Source organism: Nocardia huaxiensis (genome assembly GCF_013744875.1).
Taxonomy (GTDB): Bacteria; Actinomycetota; Actinomycetes; order Mycobacteriales; family Mycobacteriaceae; genus Nocardia; species Nocardia huaxiensis.
Map to the genome: position 1 here is coordinate 549,100 of NZ_CP059399.1, position 22,071 is coordinate 571,170.

General features: G+C 68.9%; 12 protein-coding genes. 8 read left to right on the plus strand and 4 right to left on the minus strand.

The annotated features are described in order from the left end of the window. Positions 1-158: 158 nt before the first annotated feature. Entirely contained in the window at positions 159-725 is a 567-nt protein-coding gene (locus H0264_RS02520) for an NADPH-dependent FMN reductase (RefSeq protein WP_181582458.1), read from the minus strand. Positions 726-909: 184 nt separating this feature from the next. Between H0264_RS02520 and H0264_RS02525 the strand changes: the two genes are divergently transcribed. Beyond that, complete coding sequence (locus tag H0264_RS02525; protein WP_181582459.1) at positions 910-2,376, plus strand: DHA2 family efflux MFS transporter permease subunit; 1,467 nt, start codon at positions 910-912, stop codon at positions 2,374-2,376. Between the two features lie 330 nt (positions 2,377-2,706). After that, on the plus strand, positions 2,707-3,981 hold the full coding sequence (locus H0264_RS02530; RefSeq protein WP_181582460.1) for an ROK family protein: 1,275 nt from the start codon (positions 2,707-2,709) through the stop codon (positions 3,979-3,981). A 60-nt stretch (positions 3,982-4,041) separates the two neighbouring features. Here the strand turns inward: H0264_RS02530 and H0264_RS02535 are convergent, their stop codons facing one another. Continuing rightward, positions 4,042-5,634, minus strand: coding sequence for a DUF2207 family protein (locus H0264_RS02535; RefSeq protein WP_181582461.1), 1,593 nt, complete (start codon positions 5,632-5,634; stop codon positions 4,042-4,044). 533 nt (positions 5,635-6,167) lie between these two features. Here H0264_RS02535 and H0264_RS02540 point away from each other — a divergent pair. After that, complete coding sequence (locus H0264_RS02540) at positions 6,168-7,154, plus strand: neutral zinc metallopeptidase (protein WP_181582462.1); 987 nt, start codon at positions 6,168-6,170, stop codon at positions 7,152-7,154. Between the two features lie 50 nt (positions 7,155-7,204). On the opposite strand, the gene H0264_RS02545 is transcribed toward H0264_RS02540, so the two are convergent. Beyond that, complete coding sequence (locus tag H0264_RS02545; RefSeq protein ID WP_181582463.1) at positions 7,205-8,503, minus strand: ammonium transporter; 1,299 nt, start codon at positions 8,501-8,503, stop codon at positions 7,205-7,207. A gap of 142 nt (positions 8,504-8,645) precedes the next feature. Next, positions 8,646-9,479, minus strand: coding sequence for a hypothetical protein (locus tag H0264_RS02550; protein ID WP_181582464.1), 834 nt, complete (start codon positions 9,477-9,479; stop codon positions 8,646-8,648). A 409-nt stretch (positions 9,480-9,888) separates the two neighbouring features. Between H0264_RS02550 and H0264_RS38415 the strand changes: the two genes are divergently transcribed. The 5 genes from H0264_RS38415 (at position 9,889) to H0264_RS02575 (ending at position 22,025) form a co-directional block, all read left to right on the plus strand. Then, a complete protein-coding gene (locus H0264_RS38415) occupies positions 9,889-12,891 on the plus strand; it encodes a DNA polymerase III subunit gamma and tau (RefSeq protein WP_244976091.1) in 3,003 nt (1,000 codons plus the stop codon). Between the two features lie 257 nt (positions 12,892-13,148). Continuing rightward, on the plus strand, positions 13,149-14,360 hold the full coding sequence (locus H0264_RS02560) for an acetyl-CoA C-acetyltransferase (protein ID WP_181582465.1): 1,212 nt from the start codon (positions 13,149-13,151) through the stop codon (positions 14,358-14,360). Positions 14,361-14,395: 35 nt separating this feature from the next. Further along, the gene (locus H0264_RS02565; protein WP_181582466.1) at positions 14,396-16,549 is read left to right on the plus strand and encodes a 3-hydroxyacyl-CoA dehydrogenase NAD-binding domain-containing protein; all 2,154 of its coding nucleotides are present in this window, start codon (positions 14,396-14,398) and stop codon (positions 16,547-16,549) included. A gap of 325 nt (positions 16,550-16,874) precedes the next feature. Next, positions 16,875-20,390, plus strand: a complete 3,516-nt coding sequence (locus tag H0264_RS02570; protein WP_244976092.1) for a serine/threonine-protein kinase — start codon at positions 16,875-16,877, stop codon at positions 20,388-20,390. 441 nt (positions 20,391-20,831) lie between these two features. Further along, positions 20,832-22,025 carry an NAD(P)/FAD-dependent oxidoreductase gene (locus H0264_RS02575; RefSeq protein WP_181582468.1) on the plus strand — a complete coding sequence of 398 codons (1,194 nt, stop codon included), beginning with the start codon at positions 20,832-20,834 and terminating at the stop codon, positions 22,023-22,025. Positions 22,026-22,071: the final 46 nt, after the last annotated feature.

Below are 22,071 nucleotides of genomic sequence, written 5' to 3' on the forward strand. Positions count from 1 at the left end.
TAGCGCAGTCTCGAGCGCCCTTCGCCCGACCGAAAAACACCACCTCAACCCTACGGGACGCGCGTCCTGCGCCCATGTGCCCGTCGAGGGAGCTCTCATGGCTGGGAACCGGACCGAATTCCGCCACCCGGGCTCCCTGACCTTGGTTGGCCGGTGGGTCAAGCGGCGTAGGGGCGGATCGTGCGGGCGGTGCGCAGGGCGTCGGCCCACCAGGCCAGCTGGTCGAGCATGGTTTTGGCGGCGACCTCGGCGGCGGGGTCGAGGGGGTTGCCGTCGGGGCCGAATTTGTCCCAGCAGTTGGGGAAGCTGACGGTGTCGCGGACGGTGGTGGAGTGGAGTTCGGCGAAGACCTGGCGCAGGTGTTCGACGGCGCGCAGGCCGGCGGCGATGCCGCCGTAGGAGACGAAGCCGACGGGCTTGGCCTGCCACTGGGTGTAGTGCCAGTCGATGACGGATTTCAGGCCGGCGGGGAAGCTGTGGTTGTACTCGGGGGTGACCACCACGAAGGCGTCGGCGGCGTCGAGGCGGGCGGTCAGGTCCGACATGCCGGGATCGGGGGTGTTGCCCAGGACGGTGGAGACCGGGTGGTCGGCCAGGTCGATGAGGTCGACGGTCAGTTGGCCGTGTTCGGCGGCGCGGGCGGCGAACCAGGTGGCCACGGTGGGGCCGAAGCGGCCCTCGCGGGTGCTGGCGATGATGACGGCGATGTGCAGTGCGTCGGACATGACTCTGCTCCAAGGGAATCGAAGGGGCGTGCCAGGCTCTCGACCTGATGCTTCGACGGTAGGGAGCGGCACCGCGCCCTCGCCTCTGTCGAATGACCGGGTTTACCGGGTCCGGACGACCGGGGCGTGAACCAGGTAGTTCGACAGAGGCGACGAGTACCTCCGGATTCCTACCGTCCTGATCATGACCACGACACTCGCCCCGGCCCGGACCGCCCGGGTCGCCGAAGCTCCGGCTTTGGCCGCCATCGCCACCGTGGTGACCCTGGCTTCCATCATGACCGTGCTCGACATGACCATCGTCAATGTCGCCCTGGACGGCCTGTCGGGCGCTTTCGACGCGCCCCTGTCCACCATTGCCTGGGTGGCGACCGGGTACACCCTCGCCCTGGCCGCCGTCATCCCCGTGACCGGTTGGGCGATCGGCAGATTCGGCGCGAAGAACCTGTATCTGACCGCGATCGTCCTGTTCGCGCTCGGCTCACTGCTGGCGGGACTGGCCTGGAATGCGGAGTCGCTCATCGCCTTCCGCGTGCTGCAGGGGCTGGGCGGCGGCATGATCATGCCGATCGGCATGACGGTCATGATGCGCGCGTCCACTCCGGAGCGCATGGGCCGCACCATGGCGCTCATGGGTCTGCCGGTCCTGATCGGCCCGCTGGCGGGTCCGGTGCTGGGTGGCTGGCTGGTGGATCAGGCGTCGTGGCGCTGGATCTTCCTGATCAATCTGCCGATCGCGGTGGCCGCCATGGTCGGTATCGCGCTGGTGCTGCCCGCCGAAACCCCGCAGCCGGGAAAGACTTTGGATGTTCCGGGCCTGCTCATGCTGTCGCCGGGTCTGGCCGCGCTGCTCTACGGTGTCGCCACCGGCGGTGAGCGCGCGGACTTCACCGCGCCGTCCGTGCTGCTGCCCACCGTTCTCGGTGCGGCGCTGATCATCGGTTTCGTGGTGCGCGGGCTGCGCGTCGCCGCACCGGTGATCGATCTGAAGCTGTTCGCGCACAGCCGCTTCCGCACCGGCGTCGTGACTCTGGTCCTGTTCAACGCCGCCTACTTCGGTTCCATGCTGCTGGCCCCGCTGTACTGGCAGGTGGTGCGCGGCGCGACGGCCACCCAGGCGGGCCTGTACGGCATCCCGCAGGTGCTGGCCACCGGCATCACCATGCAGATCGCGGGCCGTCTGGTCGACCGGTTCCCGCCGCGCCGCATCATTCTGGCCGGAATCGTCACCGCCGCAGCCGGTTTCCTGCTGCTGACCACCCAGATCCAGGCCGACACCGCCTACTGGCGGATCGCCGTCGCGGGCGTGATCATGGGCATCGGCGTGGGCTCGACCATCATGCCGACCGTGACCACCGCCAACCGCGGCCTGCCGCCCGAGTCGGCGCCGGCCGCCTCCACCGCCATCGGCATCGTGCAGCAGATGGCCTCGGCCATCGGCGCGGCCACCATCTCGGTGTTGTTGAGCACGGCCATGATTCGCGAAGCCGACGGCGCGACCCTGGATTCGGTGCGCGCCGCCACCGACCACGCCGCCCTCGCGGACGGGCTGGCCGACGCCTTCCGCGGCACCTACGGCTGGGCGGTGCTGGTCATGGCGCTGGCGATCCTCCCCGCGCTGCGGCTGCCGCGCCGGTTGGGATCGCACTGAACGCAACCCTGTGCGGGAGATTTCTCCGCTGCTGAAGTGGAAATGCCGGGTGCGGGCGTCTGGCGCCGGGTCCGTCCGCTCTGTTAGCTTTGATCCCATGTCTTCCAGTCAGCACTCCGCACCGCGGGTCACCTATGTGACCGTCGCGCTGGGCGTGCGGCTGCCGCGGCAACGGGAACTGTGTTGTTCCCGCCGTCGCGCAGCCGAGTACTGACCCCGATTCACCTGCGGTAATTCGCGCTCGAATCCGGGCTTCTTTCGCTGCAAATCGCTGAATTCTCCATTGGCCTTCGTCCCGCTAGCCGGCGGGACCGCAGCAAGGATCCGAAAATGCCGAGCCCTATTCTCGAGCGTTCGCACAGCGCTACCGTCGCCACCGCCCGGCTGGCCCCGGCCCGCCCCGCGGTGCCCGCCGAACTGCGCATCACCGACAACCCGGCGGCCGCCGTCCTCCGCGCCGCCACCCGTGGACCCATCTTCCGCGATATCGCCGCCCAGACCACCGGGCTCAGCATCGCCACCGTGAATCGTCAAGTGTCCGCGCTGCTTTCGGCCGGACTGCTGCGCGAACGCGCCGACCTCACCGCCTCCGGCGCGGTCGGCCGCCCGCGTGTCCCGTTCGAGGTCGACACCGACTCGTATGTGACCGTCGGTGTGCACATCGGGTTCACCGTCACCCGCATCGTCGCCGCCGACCTGTCCGGCCGCATCCTCGGCGGACTCGAAATCGCCACGCCCCAAACGGGTCAGGACGCGGCGCTGACCATAGTGGCGCGCAGCGCCAAGGCGTTCCTGGACCGCCTGCCGCGCCGCAAACCGCTGTGGACCGGCATCGCGCTCGCCGGGCGCGTCGACCCGGCCGCCGGGGTCGTGGACCATCCGCGACTGGGATGGACCGCCGCGCCCGTGGCCGCCGTGTTCAGCAGCATCCTGGACCTGCCGGTCTCGGTGTCCGCCCATGTGGAGGCCATGGCCGCGGCCGAACTGCTGCTCTCCGGGCGGGAACCCGGCGAGGAGACGCGACCGGGCAGCAGCCTCTACGTCTACGCGCGTGAAACCGCCGGTATCGCAGTCACTTTGCACGATCGGGTGCACACGCCCGCCAACGGCCCCGGTTCCATCGCGCATCTGCCGACCGGCTCCGAGGTGGATTGCACCTGCGGGCGTCGCGGTTGCTTCGAAGCGACCGTCGGAGAACGGCCGCTGCTGGAGCGCGCCGTGCGCAAGGGCATCCTGCCCAAGCCGGAGGCCCCGCGCCGACCGGCCATCGCGGACCTGTACCGGATCGCCGACGGCGGCGACGCCGCGGTCCGCGAACTGCTGTTGGAGCGCGCCGAAATCCTCGGCCGCACAGCCGCTCTGGTGCGCGACATGTTCAATCCGGATCGAGTCATCCTGGGCGGCCAGGCCTTCACCGGCTGGCGGCCCGGAATAGAGCGGGTGGCAAAGGCTTTCGGCGAATCCACCACGCTGCCCGCGGCCGACCTGCGCATCTCCCGCTTCGGCGGGCGGGTACAGGAATTCGCGGCGGCGGTGACCTCGCTCAGCGTGTTCTACGCCGACCCGCTGTCGGCCATGCGCCGCGCCATCCGCACCGCGCGCTGAGCCGAATGGAACTGCGGCCCTTCGCCCTTCCGAATTCCGGTGGGGCGAAGGGCCTTCGGTTCAGCGGGTGAACAGCTTTTCCACCTCGGTGATGAAATAGGGGAAGTGGCTCGCGAAGCGGTGCAGATTGCGGTCGCCCTCGAAGCCGCCGAACCAGTAGATGCCGGGGTCACCGTCGGCGGTCGGATTCAGATCGCGGAAGGTGCGGACCCACTGATCGGTGCGCCGCCACGCCACCATGAACGGCAGCGCGCGGGAGAACACCATCTCCTGATCCGGGGCCGGAATGGTGTGCGGTGAAACGGCTTCCAAGCCGCGCTGCATGCCCTGAATGCGCCCGGTGAGCTCCCGGCCGAGGGCGGTGCGCGCCGGAAGATAGCGCGGCAGCAGCAGCGCCACCACGCCGCCGAGCGCGATGGCCGCACCGACCAGCGCATGCCGTTCCGGGCCGAGCCACAGCGCGAGCGTCGCGCCCACACCGGCCACGATCAGCGCGATACCCGTCCAGAATTCGAAACCGCGCTGGTTCCGGTCCACGAACTCGCCGCGCTGCACGGCATCCGAGATCAGCGCCTTGCGAACCACATTCGCGGGCAACCTACCGCGCAGCTCCGACAGCAGCACCTCGTCGGTGCCGTCCGGCAGCAGGGCCGAATACACCGTGCGCTCGTACTTCGTGAGCTGCTCGTCGGCCGGATTGATCCGCGTGACACGCCAATCCGAATCGCTCACCGCGGCCACCCAGATGTAGCTGCGCACAGCCAGATCCACCACCGTCGACGCCATGTCGCGGGGATCCACGTGACCGTCCAGCAGCAGGCCCGCCGTACCCGGCAGCACGCCGTCGGGGGAGGCGAACCAGGCCCGGTCGCCCTGCCGCTCGATCGGGTCGAGCGCCGTCGCACCCGGTCCGGGCTGCGAACGTCGCGCCCAGAGTACGTATCCGGCCGCCGCGGCCAGCGCCGCCAGCAGCAGGCCGAACGCCGCGAACACCGGTCCGGTCAGCGAAAACGGGCCGGGCGCATTGTCATCGTGGATATCCGCGTTCGCCTCGACCGTGCCCGGCGGCAGCTGCAAGGTCACCTCGATGAGATCGCCCCTGCGCAGATCCGTTTTCTCCAGATGCGCCACACCGTCCGGTTCGACGCGAATGTCCGCGCAGTCCTCCGGACTTCCCGGCGGGCCGATGGTGCACTTGGTGATCCCCATCCGGAAGTCCGGGCCGATCACCGTGGCGCTGATCGACGCCACATCCGTGTTCAGCACCCCTGACCACTGGAAAACCTGCGCACCCGTGGTGTCGCTGACCGTGTTGTGCACCGTGTACTCGAAGGTCGAGGAGCCGGGGCGCGCCTCGATGGTGAAGCGGTCCGCCGCCACCGTCGCCGTCCCCTCGCCCGTCGATTTCACATCGGTGACCTGGAACTTGCGTTCCACGCCGTCGCCGATCGCGACGCGCAGCGGCAGCACCTGGCGGAAATCCTGTCCGGCAGGCACTTCCACCTGCTCGGTGACCCGCAGCAGACCGTCGTCACCGAGATTCACATCCGCGGTGATCCGCACTCCGTCGGACTGGGCATGGGCGGCCGGCCCGGCCACACCCGCCAGCGCGAGCAGCAGCGCGACGAGGACGACCCCCCGAAAAATCTGCATGGAAACGTACTTTAGACAGCTTGCTATTCTTCCTCAGCGGCTGTCGGTTTCTTCGAGGAACGAGGGGGTGTGGGGGCATGACTCGCCCACCGTCCGGGAACGGACCGATTCCCCCTGGCGGACAGCCGATCCCGCCGGATCACTCGCCCGAGAACGGCTTCCCCGCGGTCCCCAGGCCGGGTGGACAGCCGCCCGCGCAGCACGGCCGACCCCCGGCGGGTCGGCCCGGCGCGCCGCAGCACGGTCGGCCGGGCCAGCCGGGGCCGGGCGGTGCCGTTCCGCCGCAGCACGGCCGGCCCGGTCAGCCCGGTGGCTCGGTGCCGCCGCAGCAGGGCAGGCCGGGACCGCCGCCGGGCCGGTACCCACAGCCGCCTGGAGTACCGGGATATCCAGGGCAGCAGGGTCATTCAGGACAGCCGGGATATCCGGGACAGCAAGGATATCCCGGGCAGCAGGGCTATGCCGCGCCGCCGGGTTATCCACAGCGGCCCGGTTATCCACCGCAACAGAACATTCCGACACAGGGCTTCGGCATGGCCGCGCCGCCCGTGCCGTCCTCCGGATACACGCCGCAACCGGGCTATCGCGCGCCGCTGCCGCCGCCGAACGTGCACACCGGCAGCATTCCGCAGGCGCAGCGGCCCGCGAAACCGCGCCGCGGGCGTTGGGGCACACTGCTTGTCATTCTGGTCGTGCTGGTCACCGGTGTGCTGCTGCGCACCGCGTTGAACACCGGCCTCGACACGGCCGGTTCCGGCGACAGCGTGCGGACCACCTACCCGTCCGAACCCGGCGGCAGCACCGGCGTCGCGGAAACCGCGAACAATCCGCTGGTCACCGGTGCGGACCTCACCCTCGTCCCGGCCGGTTGCAAGTACACGCCGTGGAGCACCGACGTCGACACCGCGCGCACCTTCTTCGAAACCGCCGCCGCCTGCCTCGAAAAGGCTTGGCAGCCACTGTTCGCCGACGTGGGGCTCACCTTCGAAGCGCCGAAACTCGTGGTCTCCGAGGACACCTCGGGCATCACCACGCTGTGCACCGGCAACAGCTCCAATTTCGCGGCCTTCTACTGCTCGGCCGACAAAACCATCTACATGCCGATCAGTCAGTTGCAGACCGATCTGATCAAGGACAACTGGGTCGTCTACCTGTCGGTGTTCGCCCACGAGTACGGGCATCACGTGCAGGCGCAGTCCGGCATCCTCGGCAAGGTGCACGCGCAGCGGCGGGAAGCGGGCACGCGCAGCGCCACCGGGCTCGAACTGTCCCGCCGAACCGAGTTGCAGGCCAACTGTTTCGACGGCATGTATCTGGCGTCCTCCGCCGGCGGCGGCTCCCTCACTTCCGCCCAGATCGGCGTCGCCCGCTCGGACATGTACCACCGCGGGGACTCCTCCGGCGACATGCGCGATCACGGCTCCTCCCAGAACAGCGGCGCCTGGTTCGAACTCGGCTACGACAAGAACCGCACCTCCCAGTGCAATACGTTCTCGGCGTCAGCCAGCAAGGTGAATTAGGCGCAACGGCCGGGGCGTCATTGCCCCGGCCGTTGTCGCTTCCGTTCGGCTCAGTGTCCGAACGGCCCCTCACCGAATTTGCGCGGGTTGTGCCCGTGCACGCCTTCGGCGTAGGCGGTTTCCGCGTGGAGGGCGAAGTCGATGCCGCCGACCTCGTCCTCCCGGCTCACGCGGAACCCGATGGTCTTGTCGATGACCTTGCCGAGCGCGAAGGTCACACCGAAGGCGAACAGCGCCACCACGAGCACGCCGACCGCCTGCTTGCCCAGCTGGGCGAGCCCGCCGCCGTAGAGCAGACCCTCCGCGCCGTTCGTCATGACAGCGTTGGCCAGCAGGCCGATCAGCAGCGTGCCCACCACGCCGCCGACGAAGTGCACACCCACCACGTCGAGCGAATCGTCGTAGCCGCCCTTGAACTTCAGGCCCACCGCGAACGAACACACCACGCCCGCAACCAGACCCACGATCAGCGCGCCCAGCGTGTTCACCGAACCGCACGACGGCGTGATGGCCACCAGACCGGCCACCGCACCCGAGGCCGCACCGAAGGTGGTCGGCCGGCCGTCGCGCACCTGCTCCACCACGAGCCAGCCCAGCATGCCGAGGCAACCGGCCACCAGCGTGTTCAGGAACACCGCGGAGGCCATGCCATTGGCGTTCAAGGCCGAACCGGCGTTGAACCCGAACCAGCCGAACCACAGCAGACCCGCGCCCAGCAGCACGAAGGGCAGATTGTGCGGGCGCATGGCGTCCACCTTGAACCCGATGCGCGGTCCCAGCACCAGCGCCATGGCCAGAGCCGAAGCGCCCGAAGCGATCTCGACCACCAGGCCGCCCGCGTAGTCGAGCGTGCCGAGCTTGAACAGCCAGCCGTCCGAGGTCCACACCCAGTGCGCGATCGGGGCGTACACGATGAGCGCCCACACCGGAACGAAGATCATCCACGCGGAGAACTTGGCGCGATCCGCGATGGCGCCGCTGACCAGCGCCACGGTCAGAATCGCGAAGGTGAGCTGGAAGGTCACGTACAGCAGTTCCGGCACCGCCGCACCGGTCGTGGCGTCGACGACGTGCAGGGTGTTCGGGTCGATGCCGGAAAGCCCCAGGAATTCCAGGTTTCCGATGAGCCCGCCGCCGGCGTCCGGTGCGAAGGCGAGGCTGTACCCGAAGACCAGCCACGCCACGGTGACCAGCGGAATCGAGATGAAGCTCATCATCAGCATGTTGAGCACGCCGGAGGATCGCACCATGCCGCCGTAGAAAATCGCCAGGCCCGGTGTCATCAGCAGCACCATTGCGGTCGCGGCCAACAGCCAGGCTGTCGCCGCCGCATCGAGTGTCGGTGTCATGGGGTGAGTAACTCCTTCCGCGCGTGATCGCGTTGCACGGAAGTTACCGAATACTCACGTTTCGGCGCTGTTACGAAAATGAGCAGTTGGATACGTGTCTGTAACAGATACCCGCAGCTCAGCTGCAACAGAGACCCGCAGCTCAGCTGCGGCGGTCACGGCCCTTGCGGGTCAGCGCGCGCAAGCCGCGCGGCCCGGGCACCGGATTGCCGTCCTCGAGCGCCATCCATTCGGCGGTGACGAGCCACTGCTGCTGGGCGCGGGCGTCGGCTGTGTCGTTGAACACGCGCCGGCCGCGATCGTCACGGAGTTCGTAGGCCATGACCGACCAGCGCGGCGGGCGGCCCTGCTCGGCGATCTGATCGCGCAGGTACGCGGCGACCAGCGTGCCGAGGGTGTTCACCGGGCGCAGCGACACTCGATTTCCGTACCGGGAAGCGTGGAAACGCCTTCCGGCACAAAGGGATCGGGGCGCGGCGTTGTAGGCGATCCAGCCGGCGCGCTGCGCGCGCTCGACCAGCCACAGATGTTTGACCGCCGTCGGGGCGATATTGCCGACCCGATTGCGAATGAGATTGAAGACCGGTTCCGAGAGCAGGATGTCGCGGCGGGTCGGGCCCGTGCCGTGCATCGTCCAGTACTCGTCGGTGAGTTTGGCCAGGACCCGGCCGAAGTCGTCGATGCTGCGCTGGGCGCGGCGGCCCAGGCGTTCGATGCGTTCGGCCTCGGCGCGCATGTCGTTCTGCACGATGAGGGTCTCGATGGCCGCCAGCGTCGGCACCTGGCCGCGCTGCAGCAGTTCGAGAATGGCGCTCGCGGTGGCCGGGTCGGCGGCGGCCGACACGGGGAGCGAGTCTCGTTTGATGTCGTAGTCCGCCGGGCTGATGGCTCGGCTGAGCAGTCCGACCGCGGCATTGTCATCCGCGAATTCGGTGCTGGAGAGCCAGGCGGCGGCGATGTCGTCATGCGACGGCACTTGGGCGTTCCTCCGGGAGATTTGGTTGTGCCCCGGTCGGGATGAGGGACCGGCCGGGGCCACCAACCTGATGAAGGTTTGGCTACCGAAGTTGCCGATGTCCACGGTAGCCAAACGATTGCGATCTTGCTGCATCGGTTGACTGGATCGTTATGTCCGCTACGTGGAGTTGAAACGTACCTCGCTTCCATAAATGGTGATCTTGGGTGGAAGTGGTGTCCGGGTACGGGGCGCCTGTGATCGCGCTGAGAATTTGCTGATCAAGATCTCAGGCTCGGCGTCCGGTCCGGTCGGTACGGAACCGGCGCGGGGAATCTATGTGATGTGCATCACAAGGCGGCCGGGCGGTCCGCCTCGCGAAGGGACGGAGCGCGGCAGTCCTGTCGGCTGTAGCCGGTACCCTCAGCGCGTGGCTCTGTACCGGAAGTACCGACCGGCAACGTTCGCTGAAGTGGTGGGTCAGGAGCACGTCACCGATCCCCTGAGTACCGCGCTCGACACCGGCCGGATCAGTCATGCGTATCTGTTCTCCGGCCCGCGCGGATGCGGCAAGACATCGTCCGCGCGCATCCTCGCGCGCTCGCTGAACTGCGTGCAGGGCCCGACCTCGAAACCGTGCGGCGTGTGCCCGTCCTGTGTGGCGCTGGGCCCCGGCGGTTCCGGCAACCTCGACGTCATCGAGCTCGACGCCGCCAGCCACGGCGGTGTGGACGACACCCGTGAACTGCGCGACCGCGCCTTCTACGCGCCCGCCGAATCCCGCTACCGCGTCTTCATCGTCGACGAGGCGCACATGGTCACCACCGCGGGCTTCAACGCGCTGCTCAAGATCGTGGAAGAGCCGCCCGCCCACCTCATCTTCGTCTTCGCCACCACCGAACCGGACAAGGTGCTGCCCACCATCCGGTCGCGCACCCACCACTACCCGTTCCGCCTGCTGCCGCCCGCCACCATGCGTGGCCTGCTCGGCAAGATCTGCGACCAGGAGCACGTCCCGGTCGAAGAATCCGTGTACCCCTTGGTGATTCGCGCCGGCGGCGGCTCCCCCCGCGACAGCCTCAGCGTCCTCGACCAGCTCCTCGCGGGCGCGGGCCCCGAAGGCGTCACCTACCCCCGCGCGGTCTCCCTGCTCGGCGTCACCGACGTGGCCCTCATCGACGACGCCGTCGAAGCCCTCGCCGCCTCCGACGGCGCCACCCTCTTCGGCACCATCGACCGCGTGGTCGAGGCGGGCCACGACCCCCGTCGCTTCGCCACCGACCTCCTCGAACGCCTCCGCGACCTCATCCTCCTGCGTGCCGTCCCCGACGCCGCCGCCCGCAACCTGGTCACCGGCCCCGGCGACGTCCTCGACCGCATGCACGACCAGGCCGAGCGCCTCGGCCCCGCCGCCCTCGCCCGCTACGCCGAACTCCTGCACGAGGGCCTCGGCGACATGCGCGGCGCCACCAACCCCCGCCTCCTGCTCGAGGTGATCGGCGCCCGCATGCTCCTCCCCGCCGCCTCCGACTCCGAAACCGCCACCCTCCAGCGCCTGGAACAACTGGAACGCCGCATGGCAGGCGGAGCCCTGCCCGCCGCCGCCCCGAGTGCTCCGGCAGCCCGCCCGGCAGACGACGGGAGCGTCCAATCCGCCCCGCGCCCAGCCCAATCCGAGGGTGGTTCCCCACGCCGCCGCGGCGCGGAAGCCCTCGCCGCCCTGCGCGCCGAAAAGACCGGCACCCCGCCGACCGCCGCGCCGCAACAGCAGTCCGCCGCCCCGGTGCAGGCCGCACCCCAGCAGCAACCGCCGCAGCAGACGGCGTCGGTGCAACAGCCTGTCGCGCCGCAGTCGGCCGCCGCGCCGGTTGATACCCAGAGCGCCGCGCAGCCCGCTGCTGTCCGCCCGCCTGAGATGAGTGGGGTGCGCACTGAGAACATCGCTGCCCACCCCGCCGAACGCGCTGCGGCGCAACAGCCTTCCGCTTCCGGGCCTGTTCCGGCGACCGGGGAGGTCCCTGCTGAGGCCGAGCGGCACATCGGCCAAGATGCTGCGCCCGCGCACGCCGATTCGGCGGCGGGGCAACCGGCTGCGCCCGCGGGGGCCGCCGACGCGGCCGCGCGACAGGCTCATGCCGTCAGTGGTGAGTCCACAGCTGGGCTGGATGCCGAGCCTGCGAATTCGGCTGCAGCGCAAGAGCCCTCCGATGCACCTCTTGCTACCGATGCGAAGCAGGTTCCCGAGGAGGGGGACGAGCCGCTGCCCATGGCCTTCTCGGCTCAGTCCTCGGCACCGGCCGGTAATCCCGCGCAGGCGTCGCCCGCGGTCGCGGCTGCCGATCCGGACTTTGAAAACGTTGTGCCGCAAGCGAATCCTTCATCTGCGGCGGACATTCCGGTGACTGAGGAGGACCGCTCCGGCGATTCCGGCGAAATTGGCGCGCCGCCGGTGCAGGCGAGCCCGCTGGCCGCTGAACCTGCTGTGGCGCATGATGTTTCGTTCGCAGGTCAGAATGTCGTCGCTGCGCCGGAAGTCGGCGTCGCGCCCGCTGCGGAGGACGGTCTTTCCGGGGCTGCGGGATCCGTCTCGGCCGACCTGTCGGCGCCTGTTCAGGACGTCGCCGATTCCGGGGTGGCCGGGGTGCCGCTGGGGGATGAGGCGCTGCGGGAGATCGAGGCTGCCTGGGCGGATATTCGGGCGAAGGTGCGGGAGTTCGGGGCGACCGTGCAGGCGATGTTGTCCGGGGCGAGTGTGGCTCGGATGGAGGGGGAGACGATTGTGCTGGCGCATCCGGCGGCGCCGTTGGCGCAGCGGTTGTCGCAGCCGAAGAATGTGGAGGCGGTGCGGTCCGCGGTGCGGGCGGTGCTGGGGCGGGATCATGACGTGCGGTGGGAGGTGGCGGGGGCGGTGCAGGCCGCGCCCGCGAAGACCGCGGGTGGGCGCGGTGGCGGGGCCGGGCGGGGGCCCGGGCGGGAGAGTGGCGGCGGTAAGGAGCCGGTCAGATTCACCCGGCCGAGTCAGGCGGCGGGGAAGAGCCCTGCCGAATCGGGTGGCGGTGACAGTGGCGCGACCGGATGGGGGACGGGCGGAGCCGGTGGGACCGGCGGTGGCTGGGGTGCGCCTGCGGGCGGATCCGGTGGTTCGGCGGGTGCCGCCGGTCCTTCCGGGGACAGTGCCGTCGCGATGCGGAATGCGCCGGTCGAGGACGATATTCCGCTGCCGGACGGGCCGGACCTTCCGGACGACCCCGGGCCTGTTGACTACTCGCCAGTAGGTTATGACGGCGTTCCACCTGCGTCTACGGAGGAGGAAGAGCGGGAGATGTTGGCGCAGGCGGCCGAGCCGGTGGCGCCCGGAGACCGCCGCGACCCGGATGAGGTGGCCTTGGAACTGCTGAAGCAGGAATTGGGTGCGACGCCTCTGGAGGGTTGACAGCTACCCTGTGAGGCACATTAAGTTAACCGGAGTTCGCATCGAGCGGTACTATGATCGGGTGGCCGTGAGTATCGGTTCGGCGAAGTTCTAAGGTATGCCCAGGCGTACGGGCTGCCTGGAGGTCGCCGATCCGTGCCAGGTGCTGTTTTACAGCGTCAAAGACGGTCGGTCGTGAGGCCGGGCGGCGAGGACATGGCTACATGGGCTGACCGCACAACGCGGTGTCGGCGCACCTAAGAGAGGACAACTCCGATATGACCACAGAGGCCTACATTTACGAGGCCATCCGCACTCCGCGGGGCAAGAACCGTGGTGGCTCGCTGCATTCGGTCAAGCCGATCGACCTGACCACCGGCCTGGTCGAGGAGCTGCGGAATCGGTACCCGAACCTGGACGAGGACCGCATCTCGGACATCATCCTCGGCTGCGTGTCGCCGGTCGCCGACCAGGGCGCCGACATCGCCCGCACCACCGTCCTCGCCGCGGGCCTGCCCGACACCGTCGGCGGCGTGCAGATCAACCGCTTCTGCGCTTCCGGCCTGGAGGCCGTGAACCTGGCGGCCCAGAAGGTCCGCTCCGGCTTCGAGGACCTGGTCCTGGCCGGCGGCGTGGAGTCCATGTCCCGCGTGCCGATGGGCTCCGACGGCGGCGCCATGTTCATGGACCCGGCCACCGCGTACCCGAACTACATTGTCCCGCAGGGCATCTCGGCCGACCTCATCGCCACCATCGAGGGTTTCTCGCGCGACGACGTCGACGCCTACGCCGTCCGCTCGCAGGAGCTGGCCGCCAACGCCTGGAACAACGGCTACTTCAAGAACTCCGTCGTCGCGGTCAAGGACATCAACGGCCTGACCATCCTCGACAACGACGAGCACATGCGCCCCGGCACCACCGCCGCCGACCTCGCCAAGCTGAAGCCCGCCTTCGCCGGCATCGGTGAGATGGGTGGCTTCGACGCCGTCGCCATGCAGCGCTACACCTACGTCGAGAAGATCGACCACGTGCACCACGGCGGCAACTCCTCCGGCATCGTCGACGGCGCCGCGCTGGTGCTCGTCGGCTCCGAAGAGGCCGGCAAGGCCTCGGGCCTGACCCCGCGCGCCCGCGTCGTCGCCACCGGCATCTCCGGCGCCGACGCCACCATCATGCTGACCGGCCCGACCCCGGCCGCGGAGAAGGCTCTCGCCAAGGCGGGCCTGAAGCGTGAAGACATCGACATCTACGAGATCAACGAGGCCTTCGCCTCCGTCGTGCTGAAGTTCCAGAAGGACCTGCAGATCCCCGACGAGAAGCTGAACGTCAACGGTGGCGCCATCGCCATGGGCCACCCGCTGGGCGCCACCGGCGCCATGATCACCGGCACCGTCATCGACGAGCTGCACCGTCGCAACGCGCGCTACGGCCTGATCACCCTGTGCATCGGCGGCGGCATGGGTGTCGCCACCATCATCGAGCGCGTCTGACGCCCACCCGAGACTTTTCAGGAGAACGAAACACAATGACTGAGAACATGATCGGCTGGGAAAAGGACGCCGACGGCATCGTCGTGCTGACCATGGACGACCCCAACCAGGGCGCCAACACCATGAACCAGCTCTACAAGGACTCCATGCGGGCCACCGTGGACCGCCTGGTCGCCGAGAAGGACGACATCACCGGTGTCGTCATCACCTCCGCGAAGAAGACCTTCTTCGCCGGCGGTGACCTCAAGAACATGATGCAGACCACGAAGGCCGACGCCCCGGCCATCATGGAGGAGCTCACCTTCATCAAGAGCGACCTGCGTCGTCTCGAGCAGCTGGGCAAGCCGGTCGTCGCGGCCATCAACGGCGCGGCCCTCGGCGGCGGCCTGGAGATCGCGCTGGCCACCCACTACCGCATCGCCGCCGACGTCAAGGGCGTGCAGATCGGTCTGCCCGAGGTGCAGCTGGGCCTGCTCCCGGCTGGCGGCGGTGTCACCCGCGTGACCCGCATGCTCGGCATCGCGAACGGCCTGATGGGTGTCCTGCTGCAGGGCAACAAGTTCAACGCGCAGAAGGCCAAGGCCACCGGTCTGGTCAACGAGGTCGTCGGTTCCGTCGAGGAGCTCGTCCCGGCCGCCAAGGCGTGGATCAAGGCCAACCCGGACAAGGGCGTGCAGCCGTGGGACGTCAAGGGATTCAAGATCCCGGGCGGCACCCCGACCACCCCGGCGCTGGCCGCCAACCTCCCGGCGTTCCCGGCCAACCTGCGCAAGCAGACCAAGGGCCAGAACATGCCGGCCCCGCTGGCCATCATGTCGGCCGCGGTCGAGGGCGCGCAGGTCGATTTCGACTCCGCGTCGCTGATCGAGTCCCGCTACTTCGTGTCCCTGCTGACCGGTCCGGTCGCCAAGAACATGATCCAGGCGTTCTTCTTCGACCTGCAGCACATCAACGGCGGCGGCTCGCGTCCGAAGGACGTGCCGAAGCGTGAGATCAAGAAGGTCGGCGTGATCGGCGCGGGCATGATGGGCGCGGGCATCGCGTACGTCACCGCCAAGGCCGGCATCGACGTCGTCCTGAAGGACGTCACCATCGAGGCCGCCAACAAGGGCAAGGACTACTCGGTCAAGCTCGAGGAGAAGGCGCTCTCGCGTGGCAAGACCACCGCGGAGAAGTCCGAGGCGCTGCTGGCTCGCATCACCCCCACCGCCGATCCGAAGGATTTCGCGGGCGTGGACTTCGTGATCGAGGCCGTCTTCGAGAAGCCGGAGCTCAAGAACGCGGTCTTCCAGGAGATCGAGGACATCGTGGACGCCGACGCGCTGCTCGGCTCCAACACCTCGACCCTGCCGATCACCCTGCTGGCCAATGGCGTGAAGCGGGCCGAGGACTTCATCGGCATCCACTTCTTCTCGCCGGTCGACAAGATGCCGCTGGTCGAGATCATCAAGGGCGAGAAGACCTCCGACGAGGCGCTGGCCCGCGTGTACGACTACACGCTGGCCATCAAGAAGACCCCGATCGTGGTGAACGACTCGCGTGGCTTCTACACCTCGCGCGTCATCGGCAAGTTCATCAACGAGGCCATCAAGATGCTCGACGAGGGCATCGACCCGCAGACCATCGAGCAGGCCGGTCTGCAGGCGGGCTACCCGGCGGCGCCGCTGAAGCTGTCGGACGAGCTGAACTTCACCACCATGCAGAAGATCTACAAGGAGACCGCCGAGGCGATCGTCGAGGCGGGTGGCTCGATCGACGCCGCTTCCGGCGCGACCGCGGCGATCCTGGACAAGCTGGTGGGCGAGTTCGACCGCAAGGGCAAGGCCGGCGGCGCGGGCTTCTACGAGTACGTGGACGGCAAGGCCACCAACCTGTGGCCCGAGCTGCGCACCCTGTTCAAGACCTCGACCGAGCTGCCGGAAGGCGTCACCTTCCAGGATCTCAAGGACCGCATGCTGTTCGCGGAGGCCATCGAGACCCAGAAGTGCTTCGACGAGAACGTGCTGACCTCGACCGCCGACGCCAACATCGGCTCGATCTTCGGCATCGGTTTCCCGGCCTGGACCGGTGGCACCCACCAGTTCATCGTCGGCTACCCGGGCGGCCAGGAGGCCTTCGTGGCCCGCGCCGACGAGCTCGCCGCCAAGTTCGGCGAGCGCTTCGAGGTGCCCGCCTCGCTGCGCAAGTAACAACACAGCTGCGGGCGCAAATGCGCCACTGACGCAGTGAATTAACCGGCCCGGATCGCGATTGTCGCGGTCCGGGCCGTGTTGTGTGCGCGGACGCTTGGATGCGTCCGCCGGTGTTATTCATAGCTGTGCCGAATCGTCCACCGAATATGTGCAGACCGCGCTACGTTTGGAAATATGCGCGGGTAGAACACCGGAAACGCCCGTACGTTCGGTACGCGCTCGTTCCAGTTCGAGGTGGCCAGAGATGAATCCACATGCGCGCCCGGGAGGCCCCCGGAGTGACACAGCTCGAGCCGACAACGCGACGCAGGCATATATCCCCGTGAACATCACCGACGAGCTCGAGGCCATGGGCCTGTTCGATGCCGAGGAGATCGGGCGGGGCGGATTCGGCGTCGTATACCGCTGTGCGCAAAGGGCACTGGATCGGATCGTAGCCGTGAAGGTGTTGTCTTCGGAGATAGACGAGGAAAGCCGGGAACGGTTCCTGCGCGAGGAGCAGGCCATGGGCCGGCTGTCCGGGCATCCGAACATCGTGGACATCCTGCAGGTGGATGTGACGCCCACGGGACAGCCCTACATCGTCATGCCGTATGCCACGCACGGTTCGCTGGAACAGCTGGTGCGCGAGAACGGTCCGCTCACCTGGTCGGATTCGCTGCGGGTGGGGGTGAAGCTGGCGGGGGCCATCGAGAGCGCGCACCGGGCCCAGGTGCTGCATCGCGACGTCAAGCCCGCGAACGTGCTGTTGAGCCGGTACGGGGAACCGCAGCTCACCGATTTCGGCATCGCGCGCATTCCGGGCGGCTTCCGGACCTCGACGGCCCTGATCACCGGCTCACCGGCCTTCACCGCCCCGGAGGTCCTCAAGGGTGACGAACCGACGGTGCGCTCGGATGTGTACGGTCTCGGGTCCACGATTTTCGCCTTGCTCACCGGACACGCCGCCTATGAGCGGCAGGTGGGGGAGAAGATCGTCTCCCAGTTCCTGCGCATCACCAGTCAGCCGCTGCCCGATCTGCGCGAGCGCGAGATCCCCGACGATGTGGCCGCCGCCATCGAGGCGGCCATGGCGCCCGAGCCGCGCGATCGGCCCGGCAGCGCGGTGGAATTCGGGGAGCTGCTGCGCACGGTGCAGGCCGACCACGGGCAGGTGCCCGACGAAATGGCGCTGCTCGACGCCGAAGTCGCGGGCGATGATGCGGATTCCGATGCCGCCCGGCGGAATTCGCGCCAGCGCACCATCGTCACCGCGCCGCGCACCCGGTCGCTGACGCTGCGGCCCTCCGGCCCGTCGACCGGCGGGTTCCCGCCCATGTCGGGAAATACGCTGCCGCCCACGGCCGCGACGAAATTTCGCCCGCCCACCCCCGCGCGGGAACCGGTGGTGCGTCCGCGGCTGCTGGAGCCGCTGCGCGCGGGCGGTCGCAGGCGGTTGGCGGTGGTGCACGGTCCGGCCGGTTTCGGGAAGAGCACGCTGGCCGCGCAGTGGTGCGCCGAGCTCACCGATCGCGGTGTGGCGGTGGCGTGGATCGGCATCGATCGCGACGACGACAACGAGGTGTGGCTGCTCGCGCACATTGTCGCCGCGATTCGCCGGGTGCGGCCGGAGATCGGCGCCGGTCTGGAGCAGGCGCTGGAGGAGCGTCCGACGGAGGCGGTCGGGTACGCGGTGTCCGCACTCATCGACGAGGTGCATGCCGGGGGCAGCACGATTGTCGTGGTGGTGGACGACTGGCATCGCATCACCGATGCCGGGGCGCATCGGGTGCTGGAGGCGCTGCTCGACAATGGTTGCCATCATTTGCGTTTCGTCATCACCAGCCGGGAGCGGGCCGGGCTGCCGCTGAGCCGCATGCAGGTGGCCGACGAACTGGTGGAGATCGGGTCGGCGCAGTTGCGGCTGACGCTGGAGGAGACCAGGCAGCTGCTGGTGGACCGGACCGGGATCGAGCTGACGGACCGGCAGCTGGAACAGATCCACGCGGCGACCGACGGCTGGCCCGCCGCGATCCAGCTGGTGAGCCTGTCGCTGCGGGCGGCGGGCGGGGACGCCGATCAGCTCATCGCGCGACTTTCCGGGGACAACAAGGCCATTCGCGAGTATCTCGCCGAGAACGTGCTGGACGCGCTGGAGCCGCGCATGCTCGAATTCCTCAGCGCCATCGCGGTGCCCGAACGCGTCAATGCCTCCCTGGCCGAGGCGCTGACCGGTGAGGCCGAGGCGGTGGATCTGCTGGAGCAGGCCGAGCAGCGAGAATTGTTCGTGCACCGGCTGTCCGAGGATTCCACCTGGTACCGCATGCAGCCGATGGTGGCCGAGCACCTGCGGGCGCGGCTGGAGCGCGCACAGCCGGGACGCGTGAAGGCCCTGCACCGCAAGGCTTCCCGCTGGTTCGCCGAGCATCGGCTGCTGCGGCAGTCGGTGGATCACGCGCTGGCCGCCGCCGATATGGATTTCGCGCTGGATCTGCTCGAGAGCGGCGGCATGGACCTGATCGACCGGTCCCGCCTGGCGACGCTGTTCGGGACGGTGTCGAAATTGCCCGTGCAGCAGGTGACCTCGCGGTCGAAGCTGCTGATGGCGCTGGCGCGGGCGAATGTGAACCTGCAGCAGTCGAATGCGGCGCGGACGACGCTGGGCCGCCTGTCGAACATGCTCGCCCGGTCTTCGGCCACCGACAGCGAGGCCGCGACGCAGCGTGCACAGGCCGCGGTGCTGGCCGCCGCCGACCAGGTCGCGCGCGACCGCACCGAGGGTGTGCTGGACCGCATCACCGAATGCCTGCAGCATGCGGACGATCTGCCCGCGTGGACCGTCTCCACGGCCGCGAACCTGGCGTCGTATGTGCGACTGTGCGAGTTCGATTTCGCCGGTGCGCGGGAGATGGAGGAGTGGGCAGCGCCCTATCACGCGCGCTCCGCCGATCCGCTGGGTGAGGTCTTCGGCCTGTGCGGGCTCGGCGCGGTCGCCTATGAGCAGCTCGATATCGACTCCGCCACAGCCTGTTTCGAGCAAGCGTGGCAGACGGGCCGGGACCGTTCGGGTCCGCGCTCGCATGCCGTGCGGGTGGCGGCGGCGCTGCTGGGTGAGCTCACCTACCGGCGCGGTGATCTGGATGCCGCGGAACGTCTGCTGGATCAGAGTCACGAGCTGACGGCCCGCATCGGCCCGGTCGATTTCCTGGTGAGCACCTTCGTGATCGGCGCGCGGGTGAAGGCGGTGCGCGGCGATCTGGACACGGCCGCCGCCCGCCTGGACGAGGGCGCGCGAATCGCGGTGGACCGCAAGCTGTCCCGGCTGGCCGCGCACATCCGCGCCGAACGCCTGCGACTCGGACTGCCCGCCGATCAGTACACCGCTGGTCTGGTCTCCGAGCCGATGGTGCGCACGCCTCGGCATGCCGGTGGCGCGGCCGCGCTGACCGCCGAAGCCGAGGAGGTGGCCACCATCCAGGCGCTGCTGGCCCGCCACTATCGCGGCGACGAACGCAGTGCCACAGACGATCTCGCGCCCCTCGGCAACGAGGACACGGCGGTCAAGCGCGCGCGGGCGCTGCTCGGCCGCATTCGCGAACGCCATCGTCCGCGCGCCGAACTCGATGCTGCGCTCCTGCTGGCCGAATGCCTGTCCGCCTCCGGCTGGATGGGTGAGGCCATGGCGGTGCTCACCCCGGAGGTCGTGCGCTGTGCCCGATTGGGCTGGACCAGGCCACTTCTGGACGCGGGTCCGGGCGTCCTGGGCATCCTGCGCACCCTGCGCACCGAAATGCCGCTGGGCACAGGCGCTCCGGAGATCCAGGAACTTCCCAGGGGATTCCTGGACTCCCTGCTCTGAGCCGAGCCGGCGCGCGAGGCCGCAGGCGATTTCTTTGCTGCCCGGCCCTCGTCATCCCGGTGTTGCCTGGCCCTCGTCATCCGGGTGTTGCCTGGCCCTCGTCATCCGGGTGTTGCCTGGCCCTCGTCATCCGGGTGTTGCCTGGCCCTCGTTATCCCGGTGTTGCCTGGCCCTCGTCATCCCGGCGCGCTTTTGGCCGGGATCCACACTGCCTGCGTGGATCCCGGCCAAACCCATGCCGGGATGACGAGTGATTGCGCGGACGGGGTGGGGTCGATGCCGGGATGGCGGGAGGAATTGCGGGGTGTGGGCGTGACCTGTGTCACACACGTGTCACACCTGTCATGCGGGTGGTGTCTTGTGGACGACCCCCTCCTTGGAGCGGACCCGGAGACCGCCGGGCCGGGCTCCAGAGGCTTCCGAACGAAAGGCACGGACACCATGAGCGCGAACATCGACGTGGTGGTTATCGGCGGCGGATACGCGGGCGTCATGGCGGCCAACCGGCTCACCCAGCGCGACAACGTGTCCGTGACACTGATCAATCCGCGCGCGGGTTTCGTCGAGCGGATTCGCTTGCACCAGGCGGCCGCTGGAAACTACGACGCCGTCACGGAGTATCAGCGGGTGCTCAGCGAGCGCGTGCGGGTGGTCGTCGATACCGTCTCCCGGATCGATGCGGGCGTCCGCGCGGTGGAGTTGGAGAGCGGCGGCACGCTCGGCTACGACTACCTCGTGTACGCGGTGGGCAGTGCCGGTGCGCGGCCGAATGTGCCGGGTGCGGACCGTTTCGCGTATCCGGTCGCCACGCTGGAGGATGCGCGGCGACTGCGCGCGGCACTGGCTCTCGCGCCCGCGGAGGCTCCGGTGACCGTGGTCGGGGCGGGACCGACCGGTATCGAGACCGCTGCCGAGCTTGCCGAGCAGGGCCGCCGGGTGACGCTGCTGTGCGGCGGGGTGCTCGGCCCCTACCTGCATGCGCGGGGCCGCCGGGCGGTGGCCCGGCGGCTGGCCAAGCTGGGTGTGACGGTGCTCGAGGGCGGTGAGTCGCGGGTGACCGAGGTGGGCCGCGATACCGTGCGGCTCGGCGGCGGGCACACGCTGTCGAGTGCGGTGACCATCTGGACCGCCGGGTTCGGGGTGCCGGAGCTGGCGCGCCGCAGCGGCCTGCACACCGATGCGGCGGGCCGCCTGCTCACCGATGAGACGCTGACCAGCGTGGACGACGATCGCATTGTGGCGGCGGGGGATTCGGCCGCCCCGTCGGAGCTGCCGTTGCGCATGAGCTGCCAGGCCGCCATACCGTTGGGCGCGCGAGCCGCCGACACCGTGCTCAGCCGCATCGACGGCGAACAGCCGGAAACGCTGAACCAGCTGCTGGTCGGTCAGGGCCTCAGCCTGGGCCGGGAGGGTGGCCTCGTCCAGCTCGCGCACCGCAATGATGTGGCGCTGTGGTTCCATCTCGACGGCCGGCTGGCCGCGAAGGTCAAGGAGTATGTGTGCCGGAGCACCGTCGAGTATCTGGCCTGTGAGGGTGCGAAGCCCGGTTCGTTTGGCATGCACAAGGTTTCGGGTGGGCATCAGCGTGCGCGGCTGCTGGCGGCCAGGCGGGCCGAGGCGCTGGTCGCGCGGTGACAACACTCTTCGATCAGACTGGTTGGTTGAATTCGACGGTCAGCGA